General features: G+C 72.5%; 17 protein-coding genes. 6 read left to right on the top strand and 11 right to left on the bottom strand.

Annotation, left to right across the window (positions count from 1 at the left end):
* Nucleotides 1-3: 3 nt before the first annotated feature.
* The 6 genes from ABLM29_RS07925 to ABLM29_RS07900 all read right to left on the bottom strand — a co-directional run bounded on the left by ABLM29_RS07925 (nt 4) and on the right by ABLM29_RS07900 (nt 7,453).
* Complete coding sequence (locus ABLM29_RS07925; protein ID WP_349713530.1) at nt 4-1,407, bottom strand: MFS transporter; 1,404 nt, start codon at nt 1,405-1,407, stop codon at nt 4-6.
* 211 nt (nt 1,408-1,618) lie between these two features.
* Nucleotides 1,619-2,710, bottom strand: a complete 1,092-nt coding sequence (locus tag ABLM29_RS07920) for a LacI family DNA-binding transcriptional regulator (protein ID WP_349713528.1) — start codon at nt 2,708-2,710, stop codon at nt 1,619-1,621.
* A 10-nt stretch (nt 2,711-2,720) separates the two neighbouring features.
* Complete coding sequence (locus ABLM29_RS07915; protein WP_349713526.1) at nt 2,721-4,181, bottom strand: glycoside hydrolase family 1 protein; 1,461 nt, start codon at nt 4,179-4,181, stop codon at nt 2,721-2,723.
* The gene (locus ABLM29_RS07910) at nt 4,178-5,059 is read right to left on the bottom strand and encodes a carbohydrate ABC transporter permease (protein ID WP_349713525.1); all 882 of its coding nucleotides are present in this window, start codon (nt 5,057-5,059) and stop codon (nt 4,178-4,180) included. Before ABLM29_RS07910 ends, ABLM29_RS07915 begins: the two co-directional genes overlap by 4 nt.
* Nucleotides 5,056-6,099: a carbohydrate ABC transporter permease gene (locus ABLM29_RS07905; RefSeq protein ID WP_349713523.1), complete on the bottom strand. Its 1,044-nt coding sequence runs from the start codon at nt 6,097-6,099 to the stop codon at nt 5,056-5,058. Before ABLM29_RS07905 ends, ABLM29_RS07910 begins: the two co-directional genes overlap by 4 nt.
* Nucleotides 6,100-6,115: 16 nt before the next feature.
* Complete coding sequence (locus ABLM29_RS07900) at nt 6,116-7,453, bottom strand: ABC transporter substrate-binding protein (RefSeq protein ID WP_349713521.1); 1,338 nt, start codon at nt 7,451-7,453, stop codon at nt 6,116-6,118.
* A gap of 269 nt (nt 7,454-7,722) precedes the next feature.
* Here ABLM29_RS07900 and ABLM29_RS07895 point away from each other — a divergent pair, with 269 nt between their 5' ends.
* Nucleotides 7,723-8,847 carry an ABC transporter ATP-binding protein gene (locus tag ABLM29_RS07895; protein ID WP_349713519.1) on the top strand — a complete coding sequence of 375 codons (1,125 nt, stop codon included), beginning with the start codon at nt 7,723-7,725 and terminating at the stop codon, nt 8,845-8,847.
* 177 nt (nt 8,848-9,024) lie between these two features.
* Nucleotides 9,025-9,645 carry a TetR/AcrR family transcriptional regulator gene (locus tag ABLM29_RS07890; protein WP_349713517.1) on the top strand — a complete coding sequence of 207 codons (621 nt, stop codon included), beginning with the start codon at nt 9,025-9,027 and terminating at the stop codon, nt 9,643-9,645.
* A 114-nt stretch (nt 9,646-9,759) separates the two neighbouring features.
* On the opposite strand, the gene ABLM29_RS07885 is transcribed toward ABLM29_RS07890, so the two are convergent.
* The 4 genes from ABLM29_RS07885 to typA form a co-directional block, all read right to left on the bottom strand.
* On the bottom strand, nt 9,760-10,836 hold the full coding sequence (locus ABLM29_RS07885) for a phosphotransferase family protein (protein WP_349713515.1): 1,077 nt from the start codon (nt 10,834-10,836) through the stop codon (nt 9,760-9,762).
* Nucleotides 10,833-11,990: an acyl-CoA dehydrogenase family protein gene (locus ABLM29_RS07880; protein ID WP_349713514.1), complete on the bottom strand. Its 1,158-nt coding sequence runs from the start codon at nt 11,988-11,990 to the stop codon at nt 10,833-10,835. Before ABLM29_RS07880 ends, ABLM29_RS07885 begins: the two co-directional genes overlap by 4 nt.
* Before the next feature lie 105 nt (nt 11,991-12,095).
* Nucleotides 12,096-12,686 carry a hypothetical protein gene (locus ABLM29_RS07875; RefSeq protein ID WP_349713513.1) on the bottom strand — a complete coding sequence of 197 codons (591 nt, stop codon included), beginning with the start codon at nt 12,684-12,686 and terminating at the stop codon, nt 12,096-12,098.
* 300 nt (nt 12,687-12,986) lie between these two features.
* Nucleotides 12,987-14,894 (bottom strand): translational GTPase TypA, encoded by a 1,908-nt coding sequence (gene typA, locus ABLM29_RS07870; RefSeq protein ID WP_349713511.1) that lies wholly within the window; start codon nt 14,892-14,894, stop codon nt 12,987-12,989.
* A gap of 260 nt (nt 14,895-15,154) precedes the next feature.
* Between typA and ABLM29_RS07865 the strand changes: the two genes are divergently transcribed.
* From ABLM29_RS07865 to ABLM29_RS07850, 4 genes are all read left to right on the top strand, one after another.
* On the top strand, nt 15,155-16,945 hold the full coding sequence (locus ABLM29_RS07865; protein ID WP_349713510.1) for an ABC transporter ATP-binding protein: 1,791 nt from the start codon (nt 15,155-15,157) through the stop codon (nt 16,943-16,945).
* A 76-nt stretch (nt 16,946-17,021) separates the two neighbouring features.
* Nucleotides 17,022-17,711: an aspartate/glutamate racemase family protein gene (locus ABLM29_RS07860; protein ID WP_349713508.1), complete on the top strand. Its 690-nt coding sequence runs from the start codon at nt 17,022-17,024 to the stop codon at nt 17,709-17,711.
* A gap of 281 nt (nt 17,712-17,992) precedes the next feature.
* Nucleotides 17,993-19,303 carry a D-inositol-3-phosphate glycosyltransferase gene (gene mshA / locus ABLM29_RS07855; protein ID WP_349713506.1) on the top strand — a complete coding sequence of 437 codons (1,311 nt, stop codon included), beginning with the start codon at nt 17,993-17,995 and terminating at the stop codon, nt 19,301-19,303.
* Entirely contained in the window at nt 19,300-19,794 is a 495-nt protein-coding gene (locus ABLM29_RS07850) for a type III secretion system chaperone family protein (protein ID WP_349713505.1), read from the top strand. The genes mshA and ABLM29_RS07850 overlap by 4 nt, the downstream gene beginning before the upstream one ends.
* A 247-nt stretch (nt 19,795-20,041) precedes the next feature.
* On the opposite strand, the gene ABLM29_RS07845 is transcribed toward ABLM29_RS07850, so the two are convergent.
* Nucleotides 20,042-20,851 carry a prepilin peptidase gene (locus tag ABLM29_RS07845; protein ID WP_349713504.1) on the bottom strand — a complete coding sequence of 270 codons (810 nt, stop codon included), beginning with the start codon at nt 20,849-20,851 and terminating at the stop codon, nt 20,042-20,044.
* Between the last annotated feature and the right edge of the window lie 2 nt (nt 20,852-20,853).

Here is a 20,853-nt window from a genome sequence, read left to right as displayed (position 1 = left end):
AGGCTAGTGACCCGCGCCACGTTCCTGCAGCCTCGTGCCGACGACCGCCGCCAGCGCCGCCGCCAGGCAGAGGGCGGCGAGCGTGACCAGGGCCGCCTCGAACGCGGCCTCGGTGCCGCCGTACAGGTGCAGCAGCGCCACGCTCAGCGCCGAGCCGAACGAGAAGCCGAGGTAGCGCAGCAGCTGGTTGAAGCCCAGCGCGCTCCCGGTCTCGTCGGCCGGGACGTGGGGGACGATCAGCATCGGCAGCGAGGAGAAGGTGAAGCCGCTGCCCAGCCCGCCCAGGGCCATCGCCGCCAGCGCCTGCCACAGGTGGTCGTGCCACACCGCCAGCAGGATCATCGAGGCGGCGAACGAGGACGAGCCGACCGGGAGCAGCAGGTGCGCCCCGTACCGGTGCGCGATCGCCCGGGCCAGGCGGCTGCCGGCGACGCTGAGGAGGGAGTACGGCACGAGGACCAGGCCGGCCGCGGTGACGCCGGCGCCGAGCCCGAAGCCGCCGCCGGGGTCGCCGTCGACCAGCAGCACGACCAGGGTGAGCAGGCCGTACATCGCCGTCGCGATGCAGATGGTGACCGTGTTCGGCCCGAGCAGCGACGGGCGGGTGGCCAGGTGCAGGTCGACCAGCGGCGGGCGGTCCTCCGGGCGCGGGCGGACCGACCAGGCCACCCAGCACGGCAGCAGCACGACCCCGGCCGCGGCGAGCGCGAGGGTCGCGGGGGCGTCCCAGCCCCAGACGTCGCCGCGGCTGATCACGAGCAGCATGCTGACGGTCGCGGAGGAGAGCAGGACCAGGCCGACCAGGTCGACGCGCTGCGGGTCACCGGCGGCGCGGCGGGGGAGGACCCGCACGGCCGCCCAGAGCGTGGCCGCGACCAGCGCCGCGCCGACCCAGTACGCGCCGGCGACGCCGAGGTGCTCCGCCGTGAACGCGGTGAGCGGGTAGCCCAGCCCCGCGCCCGCGACGACCGTCACCGACAGCCAGGAGAGCCGGCGCACCAGCACCGCCCCGGACCACTCGTCCCGGGCGACGGCGAGCGTGAGCGGCACCAGCGCCAGGCCGACGCCCTGCAGCGCCCGCCCGGCGACCAGCGCGCCGATGCCGAGCCCGCCCACCTCCAGCGACAGCGCCGAGAGCACCGCGCCCGCCAGGACCACGACGAGGCCGCCGACGAGGACCGGCCGGCGCAGCCGCCCGCTCGCCCAGCGGCCGATCGCGGGGGTGGTCACCGCGGCGACGAGCAGCGTCGCCGTCAGCGCCCACTGCGCGGTCGCGACCGGTACGTCGTAGGCGGCCGCGATCGCGGGCACCAGGGGCGCGCCGAGGCTGCTGACCACGGCCGTCACCGTGGTGGTCGCGGCGAGGGTGGCGAAGAGCGCCCGCCCCGGTGCCGCGTCTCCTCTCACGGGCTCCATGGTCGTGCAGTCGTGCGGCCGGTCGTGCGGCGGGGCCCGCCGGTGGGCGCGAGTCGGCAGAAACTGACGAGCCGCGCCCGCCGAGTCGGCAGAAACTAACCTCCCCCGCTTCGCTCCTCCGGTCAGTTTCTGCCGACTCGGCACGCGGTCTCGGTCGCTTCGCTCCCTCGCCCGCCCGCAGGCATACGTCGCGCGTCGGGTATCAGGCGGAGTCGCGACGGACGACGGCCGGCGGGAAGATCACGCGGATCCCCCGCGGGGCGTGCGGGTCGTCGATCTGCTCCAGCAGCATCCGCGCGGCCTGCTCTGCCATCGCGCCGATCGGGTTGCGGACGGTGGTCAGCGGCGGGGTGGTGCGGGCGGCGACGCCCAGGTCGTCGTACCCGACCACCGCCACGTCCTCGGGCACCCGCAGCCCGGCGCCGGTGAGCACGCCCATCGCGCCGGCCGCCATCAGGTCCGAGGCGACGACGAGCCCGTCGAGGTCGGGGCACCGCTCCAGCAGCGCGGCGGCCGCGGCGGCGCCGCCGGCCTCGGTGAAGTCGCCGAGCTCGACCAGGTCGTCCTCCAGGCCCGCCTCCCGCATCGCCGCGCGCCACCCGGCGAGCCGGTCGAAGCCGGCGGCCATGTCGGTGGGGCCGGCGATGTTGGCGATCCGCCGGCAGCCGCGCTCGACCAGCAGCTCGGTCGCCGCCCGGCCGCCGCCGAGGTTGTCGGTGTCGACGTAGGCGACCTGGTCGGCGCTGGTCCACGGCCGGCCCACGAAGACGCACGGCAGGCCGAGCGCGGGCAGGTGGTCGGCGAGCTGGTCGCTGCGGTGGTGGGAGACCACGATCGCGCCGTCGATGTGGCTGCGGCCGAGGTAGCGCAGCATCCGCCGCTCCTCCTCGCCCGGCTGCGCCAGCAGCAGCACCAGCTGCAGGTCCCGGGTGGCCAGCACCCGGTTGACCGAGCGCAGCGTGTTGAGGAAGAACGGGTCGGAGAAGACGAGCTCGTCGGGCTCGGGCACGACCAGGGCGACCGAGTCGGTACGCCGGGTGACCAGGCTCCGCGCGGCCGGGTTCGGGATGTAGCCCAGCGAGGCCACGGCGGCGTCGACCTTGGCCTGCGCCGCCGGGGAGACCCGGTTGCCGCCGTTGATCGCCCGGGACGCGGTCGCCCGCGAGACGCCGGCGACCCTCGCGACCTCGTCGAGCGTCGGCGTACCGCCGCCGCGCCCGGGCGGCTCGACGGATCCGTTGACCGGTCCGTTCGCCTGGCCGCCGTCGGGGTCCTCGGGCGACGACTTGCTCATCCTGGGCACGTTAGCCGACCTCGGTCAGGCGGCCCTCACCGATCACCCCGGCGAGCCACCGCGCGCTCAGCTTCGGCGTCCGTTCGAGGGTCTCGTAGTCGACGCGGACGATGCCGAAGCGCTGCCCGTAGCCGTAGGCCCACTCGAAGTTGTCGAGCAGCGACCACGCGAAGTAGCCGCGCACGTCGACCCCGTCGGCGATCGCGTCCAGGACGGCCTTCAGGTGCTCGGCGAAGAACCACCGCCGGTCGGTGTCCTGCACGACGCCGTCGACGATCTCGGTGTCGGGGTAGGCGGCGCCGTTCTCGGTGATGTAGATCGGCGGCACCGGGTACTCGTCGCGCAGCCGCCGGAGCAGCCGGGTCAGCGCCTCGGGCTGCACCTCCCAGTCCTGGCCGGTGGTCGGCAGGCCGCGGCGCGGGAACGAGATCCGCTCCCCGCCCGGGTACGGAGACAGGGTCGGCCGCTCGGGCGCCGGCGCCGCCGAGCCGAGGATCTCCTCGGGCGGGTGCACCCGGGTCGAGGCGCCGTCGCCGTGGTAGTAGTTCACGCCCAGGAAGTCCAGCGGCGCGGCGATCACGTCGAGGTCGCCGTCCTGGACGAACTCCTGCCAGGCGCGGCCCTGCCAGGTCATCCCGGCGGTGCGCTCGGAGAGCCGGTCCTCGTACTTCCCGAGCAGGATCGGGTCGAGGAACATCCGGTTCCACATCGTGTCCACGTCGGCGGCGGCCTCGATGTCGTCGGGGTCGCCGGCCAGGAACGGCTCGGGCACGGTCAGGTTGAGCGTGATCCCGAGCTCCTGGCCGGGGGCCTGCCGCTCGCGGAGCGCGGTGACCGCCTTGCCGTGGGCGAGCATCAGGTGGTGCGCGGCGACGATGCCGGCCACGCCCTCCTGCCGGCCGGGGGCGTGCTGGCCGCCGGTGTAGCCGAGGAACGCCGAGCACCACGGCTCGTTGAGCGTGGTCCACCGGTGGACGCGGTCGCCCAGGGCGTCGTACACGCTGAGGGCGTAGTCGACGAAGCGGTCGGTGGTGTCGCGGTTCAGCCAGCCGCCGGCGTCCTCCAGGGCCTGCGGCAGGTCCCAGTGGTAGAGCGTCAGCCAGGGCTCGATGCCGGCCTCGAGCAGGCCGTCGACGAGGCGGGAGTAGAAGTCCAGGCCGCGCTGGTTGGCCGGCCCGCCGTCGGGGCGCACCCGCGGCCAGGCGACCGAGAACCGGTAGGCGCCGAACCCGAGGTCCTTGATGATCGCGACGTCCTCGGGCCAGCGGTGGTAGTGGTCGCAGGCCACGTCGCCGTTGTCGGCGTCGATCACGGCGCCCGGGACCCGGCAGAACGTGTCCCAGATGGAGGGGGTCCGGCCGTCCTCGGCCGCCGCGCCCTCGATCTGGTACGACGCGGTGGCGGCGCCCCAGACGAAGCCGGCGGGGAAGGTGGTGCTGGTGGTCGGGGAGGTGGGGGAGGTGGGGGTCATCCCTTGACCGCTCCTTGCATGATGCCGGAGACCAGCTGGCGTCCGGCGAAGATGAACAGCAGCAGCAGCGGGATGGTCGACATCCCGGCTCCGCAGAGGACGAGCGCGTAGTCGGTGGTCTGCCCCTGGCCGGTCAGCGCCAGCCGGTCCAGGGCGATCTGCAGGGTCTCGGTCTTCTGCAGCGCCACGAGCGGCCACATGTAGTCGGTCCACACCATCATGAAGGTGAAGAGGAACAGGATCGCTGCCGCGGGGCGGGCGGCCGGCATGGCGACCGTCCAGAACGTGCGGATCATGGTGCAGCCGTCCATCCGGGCGGCCTCGATCAGCTCGTCGGGGACGGCGTCGACCAGGAACTGGCGCATGAAGAAGACGCCGAACGCGGTGACCATCGTCGGCAGCGCGACGGCGACCAGCGTGTCCAGCAGCCCGTAGTCGCGCATCAGGATGAACAGGGGCACCATCGCGAGCTGGGTCGGCACCGCCATCGTCATCACGACGAACGCCATCAGTACGTTGCTGCCGCGGAACTTCAGCTTGGCGAACGCGTAGCCGGCGAGGGTGGAGAAGAAGACCACGGAGACCGCGCAGGCGGTGGAGACGATGACCGAGTTGAGCATCGCCTGCCAGAAGTCGACCGTGTTGAGCACCCGGCGCGCGTTCTCGAGGAAGTGCCCGCCCGGCAGGAACGGCGGCGGGAAGTCGTTGGCCTGGCCCTTGGTGTGGGAGCCGATCACGAACGACCAGTACAGGGGCAGCGCGGAGCCGATCACGAACGCCGCGAGCAGCCCGTAGACCAGGAAGCCGGGGCGGTCGCCGGAGCGTTTCGTGGACACGCGGCCCTTGGCGGCGTTGCCCGCTCGCAGCTGCATGCTCATGAGGTGTGCCTCCGCGTGAGGTAGCGGGTGATCACGAAGTTCAGGACCGCGATCGAGACGATGATCAGGAACAGCACCCAGGCCGCCGCCGAGGCGCGGCCGTAGAACTGGTCCTCGATGCCCCGGGCGTAGATGTAGAGGGTCGAGGTCATGTACTGGTGGTCCGGCCCGCCCTCGCGGCTGACGGTGTCGTCGAACAGCCGGGGCTCCGTGAAGATCTGCAGGCCGCCGATCGTGCTGGTGACGATGACGAAGATCATCGTGGGCCGGATCAGCGGCAGGGTGACCGAGACGAACTGCCGGATCTTGCCCGCGCCGTCCAGCGCGGCGGACTCGTACAGCTCGCGTGGCACGGCCTGCATCGCGGCCAGCAGGATCAGCGCGTTGTAGCCGGTCCAGCGCCAGTTGACCATGCTCGCGATCGCGACGTGGCTCCACAGCCGGTCCACGTGCCAGGCGATCTTGTCGATGCCGATGCTCGCCAGGAACTGGTTGATCAGCCCGTACTGGTCGGCGAAGAGGCTGCCGAAGATCAGCACCGCCGCCGTCGGGGCGACCACGAACGGGAGCAGCACGCTCATCCGCCAGAAGGTCGCCGCGCGCAGGCTGCGGTCGAGCAGTGCGGCGATCGCGAGGGCCAGCAGGATCTGAGGCACCGAGGAGAGCAGGAAGATGGAGAACGTGTTGACCAGCGACTTGAGGAACGTCGGGTCGGTGAGCACGAACTTGTAGTTGTCCAGGCCGATGAAGTCGCCCCGGATGTAGTACGCCCGGTTCCAGTCGAAGAACGACAGGTACGCGGTGTAGAGCAGCGGGTAGAGCCCGACCAGTGCGAAGAGCAGGAAGAAGGGCGAGATGTAGAGGTACGGGCTCAGCTTGAGGTCCCAGCGGGACCGGCGCTGACGGCGTACCAGACGGCGCCGGTCGGGGTCGTCCGATCCGGAGGTACGCCGACCGGCGCCGTGGGGAGCGGGCGACCCGCCCGCCGGGTCGGTCGCGGTGGCGACGTCCCCGGCGGGCCGGTCGGATGAGGTGCTCATGGGTGGGGGTCAGTCCTCACTGGAGAGCCTGGACGTCGGACAGGAAGGTGTCCCACGACTTCTGCGGGTCGGTGCCCTGGTCGACGCGGTTGATGGCGTCCTGGAACTTCTGGAGGATGTCGGAGTACAGCGGGCCCTTGTAGGGCTGGACCTCGATCGCCGAGGCGCGGCTGGAGAAGATCTCACCGACCGGCGCGTCGTTGAAGTACTCGTCGGTCGACGACAGCAGGCCCGGGTCCTCCAGCGCCTCGATCGCCGAGGGGAAGTTGCCGTAGCCCTCGAAGATCTTCAGCTGCTGCTCCGGGGCGGTCAGCCAGGCCGCGACCTCCATGGCCTCGTCCTGGTGGGTCGAGGACTTCGGCACGGACAGGTAGGACCCGCCCCAGTTGCCGCCGCCGCCCGGGAACACGTCGGCGACGTCCCAGACCGCGCCCTTCGGGGCGGGGTCACCGGTGTTGTCCTTGATCACGCTGCGCATCCAGCCGGGGCACGGCATGGTCGCGAAGCCGTCCTTCTTGAACCCGGCGCTCCAGTCGTCGCTCCACTGGGCGGCCTTGGTGGAGAGGGTGTTCACGTTGCTGGTGACGGTCTCGTAGACGGCCTCGAGCTCGGGGTTCTCGACGTCGACGGTGTCGTCCTCGGTCTGGAACGGGTACTCGACCTGGTTCAGCATCGCCTGCGCGATCGAGCCGGAGGCGTCGTACCAGGCGGTGCCGGGCATCTTCTTCACGAACTCGTCGCCCATGGCGTAGTAGTCGTCCCAGGTGCCGAGCGCGGCGGCGACCTCCTCGCGGTCCGAGGGCAGGCCGGCCTTCTCGAGCAGGTCGGCGCGGTAGCAGATCGCCTCGGGGCCGGCGTCGGTCGCGTAGCCGAGCAGCTCGCCGTCGGAGGTGGTCGCGCCGTCGACCTTGAACTCCAGCCAGCGGCCGTCGAGGTCGTCGGAGGAGAGGTCGACCCAGCGGTCCGGTGCGGCGATCAGCGCGGGCATGAAGTCGCCCTCGATCGCGGCGATGTCGGGCATCCCGGAGTTGGCCTGGAGATTGGTGTTCATCTCGGCCTTCCAGTCGTCCCACTGGGAGATCTTGGTCTGCTCGACCTGGACGTCCGGGTTGGCGGCGTTCCACTCATCGATCAGCTCGTCGTAGCCGAACTCGCCGAAGGTGGTGATGGTGAGGACCTCGCCCTCGCCGAGCGACTCCTGCTCGGCGGACTCGGTCGGGTCGTCGCTGCCGCCGCAGGCGCTGGTCACGCCCAGGACGAGGGAGGTGACGGCGGCGGCCGCGAGGAAGCGGTTGCGCCGGCGGGTGCCGGGGCGGGTGGGTCCTGAGAGGGCCCGTTGGGTGGTGGTGCGCACGGGATGAACTCCTGACTGCGAGTACGACGATGGACTGGCGCCTCGATGGAACCATCTCGGGCGGATCCGTGAGAGCGCTTCCACTATTTGAGGTGCTGTCACCATGACATGCGTCACAACGGGCGTCAATAGGCCGCTTGGCCCGGCCTGAAAGGACTTGTGGAACACATGGGAGCGCTTCCACTAGACGGGGCGCCCAAGGCGTCGTACGGTGATGACCATCACGGCGACCGACCGGCGCCGTCCTCACCCCCGGAAGGGATTGGTCCATGGCGCAGGTGCGGTACGAGAACGCCTCGCACGTCTATCCCGGCGCCGATCGCGCGGCCGTCAGCGGGTTCGACCTGGACGTCGCCGACGGCGAGTTCGTGGTCCTGGTCGGCCCGTCGGGCTGCGGCAAGTCGACGGCGCTGCGGATGCTCGCCGGGCTGGAGGACGTCACCGACGGCGCGGTCTACATCGGCGACCAGGACGTCACCGGGGTCGCCCCGAAGGATCGCGACATCGCGATGGTCTTCCAGAACTACGCGCTCTACCCCCACCTGTCGGTGGCCGACAACATGGCCTTCGCGCTGAAGGTCGCCGGGGTGTCCAAGGCCGAGCGCCGCCTGCGCGTCGAGGAGGCGGCCAAGCTGCTCGACCTCGGAGCCGTGCTCGACCGCAAGCCCAAGGCGCTCTCGGGCGGCCAGCGGCAGCGGGTCGCGATGGGGCGCGCGATCGTGCGCCAGCCCCAGGTCTTCCTGATGGACGAGCCGCTCTCCAACCTCGACGCCAAGCTGCGCGTCTCCACCCGCACCCAGATCGCCGCTCTCCAGCGCCGGCTCGGCGTGACCACGCTCTACGTCACCCACGACCAGATCGAGGCGATGACGATGGGCGACCGGGTCGCGGTGATGAAGGACGGCGAGCTGCAGCAGGTCGACACGCCGCTGGCCCTCTACGACCGGCCGGCGAACGCCTTCGTGGCCGGCTTCATCGGCTCGCCGGCGATGAACCTGCTCAGCGCGACCACCGCCGGCGACGGCGTCGCGCTCGTCGACGGCTTCAAGTTCCCGATCCCGCGCGACGTCGCCGCGGCCTCCTCCGGCGAGCTGATCCTCGGCGTGCGCCCCGAGGCGTGGCGGATCGCCGGCGACGGTGAGGACGGCTACCCCGTCACCGTGCTGGTGCTCGAGGAGCTCGGCGCGGACGGCTACCTGTACGCCGCCCCCTCGGGCCACGCGGGCGCCCTCGTCGACGGCAGCCACCCGGCCGCGGACGGGGAGGTGCCGCACGTGGTCGTGCGCCTCGAGGGACGCCCGGACCTGCGGGCCGGACAGGAGGTCCGGCTGGTCGCCGACCCCGACGAGCTGCACATCTTCGACGCCGCCACCGGGGGTCGCCTGGGGGACTGAGCCTGGGGCCGGGGCCGAGCCCGGGCCCGGGGCGACCGGTGTTGGCGGGGCATCCGTGTGGGGGCTCCGCCGGCACCGGTTTCGCGTGTGCGCTCCGTCACACCGTGGTTGTCTGGGACACTGACCCGGGCCGGATCGGTGGTCGGATCCGGTCGGCGGGGTGACTCAGGAGGACGGGTGGCGCACGAGGTGACGCAACGGGTGGCGCAGGGCAAGCAGGTCCGCAGCGGGCGAGGCCCGCTGGTCAGCTCGGCGGTCCGCAACTTCACCGAGCGGGGCTACCACGGCACCTCGATGCGGGACATCGCCTCCGGCGCCGGCGTCACCGTGGCCAGCATCTACCACCACTTCGCCTCCAAGCAGGAGGTGCTCGTGCACATCATGGCCGGCACCCTGACCGACCTGCTGTCGGTCACCGTCGCCGCCGACGAGGCCGCCGACCGCACCGCCCGCGCCCGGCTGGAGGCCGTCGTCGACGCGTGGGTGCTGTTCCACACCGAGCGGCAGTCCGAGGCGCTGATCGGCGCCTCCGAGATCCGCAGCCTCGAGGGGCCCGGCCGGGACACCGTGGTCGGGCTGCGGGACGAGCAGGAGGCGCTGTTCCGCAGCATCGTCACCGCCGGCGTCGAGTCCGGCGAGTTCGCCACCGCCTACCCGCGCGAGGCCGCCCGAGCGATCCTGAACATGGGGTCGATGGTCTCCTCCTGGTACCGGCCCGGTGGGGAGCTGAGCCCCGAGGAGATGTCCGAGCGGTACCGGGATTTTGCGTTGGGGACGGTGCGGGCGGTTGGTGCGTGAATCACCGGTCGGCCGGTGATTCCGCCGCTTGACAGGCGTTGCAGCGCCCGTCAAGCAACTGAACTGCCTGTCCGGTGTGGCGCATGAGGCGCCCGGTACGACGCACGCCCGACGTCAGCGCAGCTGCGCCAACCCCGCCTCGAGCAGCGGCGCCACGGCGTCCCCCGCGGTGTCGAACCCCTCCCCGTGGGTGGCGCCGGCCCGGTAGCGGTGGTCGATGCCGGCCGCGATCACGGCCAGCTTGAAGTAGCCCAGCGCCAGGTGGCGGTCGAAGTCGTGGAGGCCGACCCCGCCCTCCGACTCGTACGCCGCGGCGAGCGCCTCGACCGACGGCAGCCGGTCGCTCGTCCAGGCGGCCTCGCTGCCGATCACGAGGTCGAACGCGGGGTCGCGGTAGACGCACATCATCGCCACGTCGGCGACCGGGTCGCCGATCGTCGACAGCTCCCAGTCGACGACCGCCGCGACCTCCACCTCCCCGACCTCGCCGGCCTCGTCGGCCTCGCCCCCGATCCGGAGCAGCGTGTTGTCGATGCGGTAGTCACCGTGCACGATCCCGGTCGCGCGCTGCTCGGGCAGCCGCTCGCCGAGGCCGTCGGCCAGGCGGTGGGCCAGCGCGTGCGAGGCCGCGCCCTGGTGCTCGCCGACGATCTGCCACTGGCCGCCCCAGCGGCGCAGCTGGCGGGCGGCGTACCCGTCCGGGCGGCCGAAGGTCTCCAGCCCGACCGCGACGTGGTCGACGCGGTGCAGCGCGGCGAGGGTGCGGCACAGCCCGGTGACCGCGGCGGCGACCTGGTCGTCGCCGAGCCGGGCCAGCTGCTCGCGGGACTGCACGGTGCTGCCGTCGACGTACTCGCAGATCGCGAACGCGCCGCCGATCAGGTCCTCGTCGGGGTAGGCCACCACGGCCGGGGGGACCGGGACGTCGGTCGGGCCCAGGGCCGCGACCACCCGGAACTCGCGGACCACGTCGTGCGCCGACGGGGTGCGCCCGGCGCGCGGCGGGGTGCGCATCACCCAGACCCGCTCGCCGTCGGTCAGGCGCAGGGTCAGGTTCGACTTGCCGCCCGAGATCAGGCGGCTGGTGAGGGGCCCGGCGGGCGTCGTCCGGGCGGCGGCCATGACCGAGGCGACGGCGTCGAGCTCGGCCCGGGTCAGTACGTCGGTGGCCGACCCGCTCGTACCACTCACCGGGTGATCTCCCGCACCGCGCGGCGCGCGAGCGACCAGCGGTGCACCTCCGAGGGGCCGTCGTAGATCCGGAACGGCCGGATCTCGCGGGCGATCTTGGCCACCGGCAGGTCGTGGGTGGTGCCCAGGCCGCCGCACATCTGCACCGAGCGGTCGGCGATCCGGTGCAGCGCCTCGCCCGCGAAGGTCTTCGCGATCGAGGTCTCCTTGCTGGCGCGGCCGCCCTCGTCGAGGGCCCGGCACGCCTCCATCAGCAGGGCGCGGGTGGCGGCGAGGTCGATCTCGTTGTCGGCGACCATCTGCTGGATCATCCCGAGGTCGGCGAGCTTGGTACCGAAGGCGTCCCGCCCGGCGACGTGGGCGACGGCGACCTCGTGGGCGCGGCGGGCCGCGCCCAGCCAGCGCATCACGTGCGTCATCCGGGCCGGCCCGAGCCGGATCTGGGCGCCGGCGAAGCCGCGCCCGACCTCGCCCAGCACGTCCTCGTCGGGGACGAACGCGTCGGTGAAGGAGACCTCGCAGTGGCCGCCGATCATCGAGGTGTCCAGGCTCTTCATGTGCCGCCCGACCTTGAGGCCGTCGCGGTCGGCGGGGGCCAGGAGCATGGTGGCGTCCTCGCCGGTCCGGGCCATGATGATGAAGAAGTGGGCGCCGTCGGCGCCGGTGATGAAGTGCTTCTCGCCGTTGACCAGCCAGCCGCCGTCGACCTTCGTGGCGGTCGTGGCCAGCGCGGACGGGTCCGATCCCGCGCCGGGTGCGGGCTCGGTCATCGCGAACGCGCTGCGCTGCTCGCCGCGGGCCAGTGGCGCCAGGTACCGCTCCCGCTGCGCCGGCGTGGCCAGGTGGTCCAGCAGGTGCACGTTGCCCTCGTCCGGGGCGGCGATGTTGAGCGCCAGCGGCCCGAAGAGGGAGTAGCCCGCCTCCTCGAAGACCGGCGCGCGATCCACCATCCCGAGGCCGAGCCCGCCCAGGTCGGTCGGCGCGTGCGGGGCGAAGATGCCCGCCTGCCTCGCGGCGGACTGGAGCGCGACCCGTACGGCGTCGGCGCCCGCCGCGGCGATGTTGCCGTCGTGGGCGTCGTCGAGGGGGAGCACGGACTCCCGGATGAAGGAGCGGGTGCGGGCGACGAGGTCGTCGACGTACTCGGAGGGCATCGTTGTCCTTCCAAACTAAACGCTTGTTCGGATAAGGATGGGGGATGCGGTCCGAATAGGCAACCGATCGCGAGAACCTTGTTCCGTGGGACCGGGGCCCGCCCGTCAGGAGTCGTACTCGAGCCCGTCCCAGGGGGCGTTGTAGGCGATGAAGTCGCCGGGCTCGATGGTGATGAACCACGCGCCGTCGTCGTAGCGGTCGACCTTCCAGCCGAACGTCACCCCGTCGATCTCCTCGGTGAACGGCGCGACGACGATGGGCTCGATGACGTAGGCGCCGAGGCTCGCCAACCGCTCCTCGACCGCTTGCCGGACCGCGGCGGGCCCGCGCACCTCCTCGACCAGCGCCTCGTCGAACGTGCCGTCGGCGTGCCACAGGAAGAGCCCGACGTACGACGACGCGCCGGGCACGAACAGGTCGCCCCCGAGGAAGAAGCGGCGCCCGTCGCCGGCGGTTCCCGCGTACGGCACCCCGTAGTCGTCGGGGAGGATCGTGAACCGCTCGGGGCGCCCGTCCGGCCCGGTGCTCGCCGGGACCGCCCGGTCCGGCGTCGGCTCGCCGGACGCCGGACGCCCGACCGCCGGAGCGGCTCGCCGGGCGATCGCGCCCGCCGCCGCGGCGCCGGCGGCGAGCGCGAACGCGCCCAGCACCGCCGCGCGGCGGCGGCCTGCGGAGGTCATCCGGGGCGGGGGCATGGGCGGGAACCTAGCCGGTTCCCGGCGGTCGCGCTGCCCGGCGGAAGGGGTTGCCGAGCAGGAGTAACTCAGTGTTGCGAAAGGGGTCCAAAGTGGCTGGATCCGTGGCCGGGAACGGCAGGACCCCCGGGTCGCCTGAGCGACTCCGGCGGTCCTGAACCGGGGTTCTACTTGTTGGCCTTGCGGGCTCGCGAGGCCATCTGCGGCTCCTTCGTCGCCGCGATTGCTCGCCTCGCAGAAGACAAACAAGCAACCCCGCCCAACTGGACGGGGTTGCCTGAATGTGTGCGCAGGGCGGGGTTACTTGTTTGCCTTACGCGCTCGGCTCGCCATCTTTGCGCGCTCGTTCGCGTCGAGGTTGACCTTGCGGATCCGCACCGTCTCCGGGGTGATCTCCACGCACTCGTCCTCGCGGCAGAACTCCAGGCACTGCTCGAGCGAGAGCTTCTTCGGCGGGATGAGCTTCTCGAAGTTGTCGGAGGTGGCGGACCGGATGTTGGTCTGCTGCTTCTCCTTGGTGATGTTGACGTCCATGTCGTCGGCGCGGGAGTTCTCGCCGACGACCATGCCCTCGTAGACCTCGGTGGCCGGGTCCACGAACATCACGCCACGCTCCTGCAGCGACGTCATCGCGTACGCCGTCGCCGCACCCGAGCGGTCCGCGACCAGCGAGCCGGAGGCGCGCGAGCGGATCTCGCCGGCCCACGGGAAGTAGCCCTCCGAGATGTGGTGGGCGATGCCGGTGCCGCGGGTCTCGGTGAGGAAGTCGGTGCGGAAGCCGATCAGGCCGCGGGCCGGGACCACGAACTCCATCCGGACCCAGCCGGTGCCGTGGTTGGTCATGCCCTCCATCCGGCCCTTGCGGTTGGCGAGCAGCTCGGTGATGGTGCCGAGGAACTCCTCCGGGGCGTCGATGGTCAGGCGCTCGAACGGCTCGTGGACCTTGCCGTCGACCTCCCGGGTGACCACCTGCGGCTTGCCGACGGTCAGCTCGTAGCCCTCGCGCCGCATCTGCTCGACCAGGATCGCCAGCGCCAGCTCGCCGCGGCCCTGCACCTCCCAGGCGTCGGGGCGCTCGGTCGGCAGGACGCGCAGCGACACGTTGCCGATCAGCTCGGAGTCGAGGCGGTCCTTGACCAGGCGGGCGGTGACCTTGTGGCCCTTCACCTTGCCGACCAGCGGCGAGGTGTTGGTGCCGATGGTCATCGAGATCGCCGGCTCGTCGACGTGGATCAGCGGCAGCGCGACCGGGTTCTCCGGGTCGGCCAGCGTCTCGCCGATGGTGATGTCCGGGATGCCCGCGACGGCGACGATGTCGCCGGGGCCGGCCTGCTCGCCCGGCTTGCGCTCCAGGCCCTCGGTGATCAGCAGCTCGGTGATCTTGACGTTCTTGACGGCGCCGTCGCGCTGCATCCACGCGACCTGCTGGCCCTTGCGCAGGTTGCCCTGCTTGATCCGGAGGAGCGCGAGGCGGCCGAGGAACGGCGAGGCGTCGAGGTTGGTGACGTGGGCCTGCAGCGGCGCGCCCTCGTCGTACTCCGGGGCCGGGATGGTCTCCAGGATGGTGCGGAACAGCGGCTCCAGGTCGTCGCTCGGCGGCAGGGCGCCGTTCTCCGGCTTCTCCAGGGAGGCGACGCCGGCCTTGCCGGAGGCGAAGACGACCGGGAAGTCCAGGGCGTCCTGGCTGTGGGAGTCGTCGAGCAGGTCCATGAACAGCTCGTAGGTCTCGTCCACGACCTCGTCGATCCGGGCGTCGGCGCGGTCGGTCTTGTTGACCACGAGGATCACCGGCATGTCGGCGTTGAGCGCCTTGCGCAGCACGAAGCGGGTCTGCGGCAGCGGGCCCTCGGAGGCGTCGACGAGCAGCACGATGCCGTCGACCATCGACAGGCCGCGCTCGACCTCGCCACCGAAGTCGGCGTGGCCGGGGGTGTCGATGATGTTGATGACCATGTCGCCGTCGGCCAGCTCCTGCGCCGAGGGACCGCGGTAGTGCACCGCGGTGTTCTTGGCGAGGATGGTGATGCCCTTCTCGCGCTCCAGGTCGCCGGAGTCCATGACCCGCTCGGCAACGCCCTCGGCCTGGTGGGCGGTGAACGCGCCGGCCTGGTGCAGCATGGCGTCGACCAGGGTGGTCTTGCCGTGGTCGACGTGCGCCACGATGGCGACGTTCCGCAGGTCCTTGCGTCGGGTCCTGGTCTCAGACATGGGTGTACGGCGTCCGCTCTCGTGAGGGGAATGGGTCGGTGCGGCCGCGGGGGAGCGCCGCCGGTGCGCGTCCGGGACCGGTGGGGTCGCGGGCGCCGGAGGCGATCGGCACGTGGGCCGCCGACCAGACTATCGGCGGGAGGCCCTTGCGGTCGCATCGGCGCTTCGTCGGGTAAGGGTGCCCTCATCTACAGTCGCGGCGTCCCCGGCCCGTGCCGCCCGACGGCGTACCGGCCCCTCGCCCCGATGAGGAGACCCCGATGACCGCCGCCGCGGCCGCCGACCGACCGCTGACCGCGCTGTGGCAGCGCTACCGCCGCTTCCGCGGCCGCTTCGTGCTGGCCCTCGTGATGACCACGGTCAACAAGGTCGCCGACGTGATGCCCGAGCTGCTCATCGGCGCCGCCGTCGACGTCGTGGTGCGCGGCGCGGACTCCTTCGTCGCCGACCTGCTCGGCGTCGAGTCCCGGTACTCCCAGCTGGCGTGGCTGGCGGCGATCAACGTGGTGGTCTGGGTGGTCGAGTCGGCGAGCGAGTACGTCGCCGCGCTGCTGTGGCGCGGCCTCGCCCAGGGTGTCGAGCACGCCCTGCGGGTCGAGGCCTACGACCACGCGCAGCACCTCGACCTCGGCTGGCACGAGTCGCGCCCGGCCGGCTCGACGCTGGCGACCCTCAACGACGACGTCAACCAGCTCGAGCGGTTCCTCGACGTGGGCGCCTCCGCGATCCTGCAGACCGCGCTCAACGTCGTCCTGGTCGGCGCGATCTTCGCCGTCGCCTCCTGGCAGCTGCTGCTCTTCGCGTTCCTGCCGATCCCGCTGATCATCGCGGGCTCGCTGGTCTTCCAGCGGCGGCTGGAGCCGCTCTACCAGCGGGTGCGCGCCACCGTCGCGGACCTCTCCGGGGTGCTGTCGGCGAACCTCGGCGGTATCGCGACCATCAAGGCGTTCACCGCCGAGGAGCGCGAGCGGCGGCGCGTCGAGGGGGCCTCCGCGGCCTACCGGGACGCCAACGTCGCCGCGATCCGGTCCTCCGCCGCGTTCGTGCCGCTGGTGCGGATGGCGATCCTCGCCGGCTTCACCTGCACGCTCCTGCTCGGCGGCTGGGCGACCCTCGACGGCGAGCTCGAGGTCGGCCTCTACTCGGTGCTGGTCTTCATGACCCAGCGGCTGCTGTGGCCGCTGACCGACGTCGCCACCGTGCTCGACCTCTACCAGCGCGGCCGCGCCTCGGCCGGCCGCATCCTCGCGCTCCTCGAGGAGCCGGTGGCCACGCCCGCCGGCTCGGTGTCGCTGGGACGGTCGGCCGCCGGCCGGATCGAGCTGGTCGGGGTGCGCGCCGGGTACGCCGACGGGCCGGACGTGCTGCATGGCATCGACCTCGTCGTACCGGCCGGGGAGACCCACGCGATCGTCGGCTCCACCGGCGCCGGCAAGTCCTCGCTGCTGCGGCTGGTGCTGCGGTTCGCCGACCCGCGGGAGGGCGCGGTGCTGCTCGACGGGACCGACGTGCGCGAGCTCGACTGGGACTCGCTGCGCGGCTCGATGGGCTACGTCTCCCAGGACGTGTACCTCTTCGCCGGCACGGTCGCGGAGAACATCGCCTACGGTCGCCCATCCGCCTCGGCGGAGGAGATCCGGGCGGCCGCCGAGGCGGCGGCGATCGGGTCGTTCGTGGACGGGCTGCCGGACGGCTACGAGACCTGGGTCGGAGAGCGGGGCGTCACCCTGTCCGGCGGCCAGCGGCAGCGGATCGCGCTGGCCCGCGCGCTGCTGCGCGACCCCGCGATCCTGGTGCTCGACGAGGCCACCAGCGCCGTCGACAACGAGACCGAGGCCGCCATCCAGACGTCGCTGCGCCGGGCCGGCGAGCGGTGCACCACGATCGTCGTCGCCCACCGCCTCTCCACCGTGCGGCACGCGCACCGGATCCACGTCCTCGACGCCGGCCGGGTGATCGAGGCCGGCACGCACGAGGAGCTGGTCGCGCTCGGCGGCGCCTACGCGGCGCTGTGGGGCGTGCAGACCGGCGAGGCCGCGGCGACCGTCTGAGGGTGCGCGGGCTGACGTCGTACGGCTGGTGGGCGCGTCACTTGTCCGCCGGCCGGGGGCGGGGGAGACTGCGCGCATGCAGACGATCGGCCTCATCGGCGGGATGTCCTGGGAGAGCAGCGCGGCCTACTACGAGCTGCTCAACCGCGGAGTCGAGCGGCGGTTGGGAGGGCTGCACTCGGCGCGCACGATGATGGCGTCGGTGGAGTTCGCCGAGGTCACCGCGCTGCAGGAGGCGGAGGACTGGGACGCGGTCGCCGCGATCCTGGCCGAGGCGGGCCGCTCGGTCGAGCGCGCCGGTGCCGACTTCCTGATGCTCTGCACCACGACGTTCCACCGCGTCGCCGACCAGGTCCAGGACGCCGTCGACATCCCGCTGCTGCACCTGGCCGACGTGGTCGCCGAGTCCGCCGTGGCCGAGGGGGTGGAGTCGGTGGCCCTGCTCGGCACGAGGTTCGCGATGTCCCGGTCGTTCTTCACCGACCGCATCGCCTCCCACGGGCTCGCCGTGCAGGTGCCGGGCACGCAGCACCACGACGAGCTGAACCGGATCATCTACGACGAGCTCGTGCACGGGAAGGTGCTCGACGACTCCCGCCGCGCGGTGGTCTCGATGATCTCCGAGCTGTGGGACGCCGGCGCCGGTGGCGTCATCCTCGGCTGCTCGGAGCTGGAGCTGCTGGTCAAGCAGGCCGACTCCGAGATCCCCGTCTTCGGGTGCACGACGCTGCACGTCGAGGCGGCGCTGGATCGCGCGCTGGGGTGAGTCGCGGGTGGTGCATGAATCACCGGTCGACCGGTGATTCATGCACTTGACGGGCAATGCAACGCCTGACAAGTGACCGAAGTGCCTGTCCGCGGTGACGCAAGTGAAGCCTGAGACACACGACCCGCCACCCCCCACGGGCTGCCACGTCACTCCGCAACCCCCAATGTGTGCAACCCGACAGTTTGTTTCGTGCTGACCGGGAATGATCCGGCGAGGCCCGGTCGTTTAACCCCGAGGCCCGCAGCACCGATGCCGACGCGCGGGAGGACAGGAGTGTGATGACGGTGAGGACGCTGGTCGCCGACCGACCGATCCGGCGACTGGCGATGATCTGCCTGCACACCTCGCCGCTGGACCAGCCCGGAACGGGCGACGCCGGCGGCATGAACGTGTACGTCGTCGAGGTGGCCCGCCGCCTGGCCCGCCGCGGCATCGAGGTCGACGTCTTCACCCGCGCCACCCGCTCCTCCCTGCCGCCCACCGTGCCGCTGCTCGACCCGCGCACCGGCCGCGTCGAGGACGGCGTCACCGTGCACAACGTCCACGCCGGCCCGTTCGAGGGGCTGACCAAGGACGAGCTGCCCGGCCAGCTCTGCGTCTTCGCTCGCGAGGTCCTGCGCGCCGAGGCCGCGCAGCCGCTGGGCCACTACGACCTGGTGCACTCCCACTACTGGCTCTCCGGCCAGGTCGGCGCGCTGGCCAGCGACCGCTGGGGCGTGCCGCTCGTGCACTCGATGCACACCATGGCGAAGGTCAAGAACCTCGCGCTCGCCGAGGGCGACACCCCCGAGCCGGCCGCGCGCGTGATCGGCGAGGAGCAGGTCGTCGAGGCATCCGACGTGCTGATCGCCAACACCGACCTCGAGGCCGCCCAGCTCACCGGCCTCTACGACGCTGCGCCGGACCGCGTCGAGGTGGTCCACCCGGGCGTCGACGTCACCGTCTTCCGGCCGTACGAGCAGCGCGCCGTGCGCGCCGAGCGCGGCATCCCCGAGGACGCGCTGGTGGTCCTCTTCGCCGGCCGCATCCAGCCGCTCAAGGCCCCCGACGTGCTGCTCAAGGCCGTCGCCGACCTGGTACGCCGTCGCCCCGACCTGCGCTCCCGGCTCATCGTGCCGATCGTCGGCGGCCCCTCCGGCTCCGGCCTGGAGCGGCCCACCGAGCTGGCGGACCTGGCCGCGCGGCTGGACATCACGGACGTGGTGCGGTTCGTGCCGCCGGTGGCGCAGACCGAGCTCGCGGGGTGGTTCGCCGCCGCGAGCGTGGTGGCCGTGCCGTCGTACAACGAGTCGTTCGGGCTGGTCGCCGCCGAGGCCCAGGCCTGCGGTGCGCCCGTCGTGGCCGCCGCCGTCGGCGGTCTGACCACCGTCGTCGACCACGGCCGCAGCGGCCTGCTCGTCGACGGTCACGAGACCCGCGACTGGTCGGCCGCCCTGGAGCGGGTCCTGGCCGACCCGGCGCTGCGGGACCGGCTCGCCGCCGGCGCGCTCGCGCAGGCCGAGTCGTTCACCTGGGACGCCACCGCGGACCAGACCCTGAGCATCTACGCCCGCGCCGCGGCGGCCACCCGCGCGGAGGTCGTCGCGTGAGCGAGGAGGCCGCCCGCGCCGTCCGCGAGCACCTGACCGAGGCGGGGATCGACTTCGACGAGGTCGAGCCGCACCTGTTCTCGTTCTCGCTGCCCGGTGAGCGCAAGCTGCAGACCCCGGTCCGGATCGACGTCGGCCCGCACTCGCTGGCCGTGCACGCCTTCGTCTGTCGCCGCCCCGACGAGGAGCACGAACGGGTCTACCGCTGGCTGCTCGAGCGGAACCTCAAGATGTTCGGCGTCGCGTTCGCGATCGACCACCACGGCGACATCTACCTCGACGGCCGGCTGCCGCTCTCCGCCGCCAACCCCGAGGACCTCGACCGGCTGCTCGGCTCGGTGCTGACCTCGGCCGACGAGTCCTTCAACACCATCCTCGAGCTCGGCTTCGAGTCCTCCATCCGCAAGGAGTGGGAGTGGCGCCAGCTGCGCGGGGAGTCCACGAAGAACCTCGAGGCGTTCCGCGGCTGGCTCGAGCCCGAACCCGACTGACGCCGAACAGGCACTCAGGCCACGCCGAACAGGGGCTTGGGCCGCGCCGAACAGGGGCTCGGGCCACGCCGAACAGGCACTCAGGCCACGCCGAACAGGGGCTTGGGCCGCGCCGAACAGGTACATAGGCCACGGCGCTGCCTCGACCCCCGGTTCGCCCCGCCCTGACCCCCGGTTCGGCCTGCCCCGAGCCCCGGTTCGGCCTGCCCTGACCCCCGGTTCGGGCTGCCCTGAGCCCCTGTTCGCGCTAGGAGAGGCCGACGAGGGTCAGGTACGCCGACGCGATCTGGTCGCCCGCGAAGACGGCCAGCGCGGCGCCGGCGAGCATGAAGGGGCCGTAGGGGATGCGGGTGCCGCGGCGGGCGCGGCCGGTCGCCATCAGTGCCACGCCGACCAGGGCGCCGAGGATGAAGCCCGCGGCGAGGCCGACCAGCGCGGGTCCCGCGCCGAGGGCGCCGAGGACCGCGCCGAGCAGCGGCGCCAGCGCCACGTCGCCCAGGCCCATCCCGCGGCCGCGGGTGAGGATCCGCAGGCCGCCGTACACGGCGACCCAGATCGCCGCGGAGGCGACCACCACGACGGGCTCGACGCCGTCGCCGCCCCACCAGCCCAGCGCGAGCGCGAGCACGGCCAGCACGGCGGCCACGCCGGTGATCGAGAACGGCAGCCGACCGTGCTCGAGGTCGATCAGCGCCAGCGCCACCCCGGCCGCGGCGACCACGAGGCACGCGGCCAGCGCGGAGAGCTCCCCGGTGGCCTCGAGCCGCAGCGAGACCAACACGAAGAGGAGGCCGGTGCCGGCCTCGACGAGCGGGTACCGGACCGGGATCGGGGTGCGGCAGTCGCGGCACCGTCCGCGCAGCGCCAGCCAGGAGAGCACCGGCACGTTGTCACGGCCGCGTACGGCGTGCCCGCAGCTCGGGCACGCGGAGCCGGGGCTGACCACCGACAGCCCGGCCGGCACCCGGTGCACCACCACATTGAGGAACGACCCGATCAGGGTGCCCGCGACGCCGACCAGGCCGACCCAGAGGGCCACGGGCACCGTGCCGCTCATCG

This window comes from Nocardioides sp. YIM 152588 (genome assembly GCF_040191335.1).
Lineage (GTDB): Bacteria > Actinomycetota > Actinomycetes > Propionibacteriales > Nocardioidaceae > Nocardioides.
This window is presented reverse-complemented; position numbering and strand designations above follow the sequence as displayed.

Coding starts and splice junctions, on each gene's coding strand:
- ABLM29_RS07920 (WP_349713528.1), bottom strand. CDS start 2,710: ATGAGCAAGTCGTCGCCCGAGGACCCCGACGGCGGCCAGGCGAACGGA.
- ABLM29_RS07915 (WP_349713526.1), bottom strand. CDS start 4,181: ATGACCCCCACCTCCCCCACCTCCCCGACCACCAGCACCACCTTCCCC.
- ABLM29_RS07910 (WP_349713525.1), bottom strand. CDS start 5,059: ATGAGCATGCAGCTGCGAGCGGGCAACGCCGCCAAGGGCCGCGTGTCC.
- ABLM29_RS07905 (WP_349713523.1), bottom strand. CDS start 6,099: ATGAGCACCTCATCCGACCGGCCCGCCGGGGACGTCGCCACCGCGACC.
- ABLM29_RS07895 (WP_349713519.1), top strand. CDS start 7,723: ATGGCGCAGGTGCGGTACGAGAACGCCTCGCACGTCTATCCCGGCGCC.
- ABLM29_RS07880 (WP_349713514.1), bottom strand. CDS start 11,990: ATGCCCTCCGAGTACGTCGACGACCTCGTCGCCCGCACCCGCTCCTTC.
- ABLM29_RS07875 (WP_349713513.1), bottom strand. CDS start 12,686: ATGCCCCCGCCCCGGATGACCTCCGCAGGCCGCCGCCGCGCGGCGGTG.
- typA (WP_349713511.1), bottom strand. CDS start 14,894: ATGTCTGAGACCAGGACCCGACGCAAGGACCTGCGGAACGTCGCCATC.
- ABLM29_RS07865 (WP_349713510.1), top strand. CDS start 15,155: ATGACCGCCGCCGCGGCCGCCGACCGACCGCTGACCGCGCTGTGGCAG.
- ABLM29_RS07860 (WP_349713508.1), top strand. CDS start 17,022: ATGCAGACGATCGGCCTCATCGGCGGGATGTCCTGGGAGAGCAGCGCG.
- mshA (WP_349713506.1), top strand. CDS start 17,993: ATGACGGTGAGGACGCTGGTCGCCGACCGACCGATCCGGCGACTGGCG.
- ABLM29_RS07845 (WP_349713504.1), bottom strand. CDS start 20,851: ATGAGCGGCACGGTGCCCGTGGCCCTCTGGGTCGGCCTGGTCGGCGTC.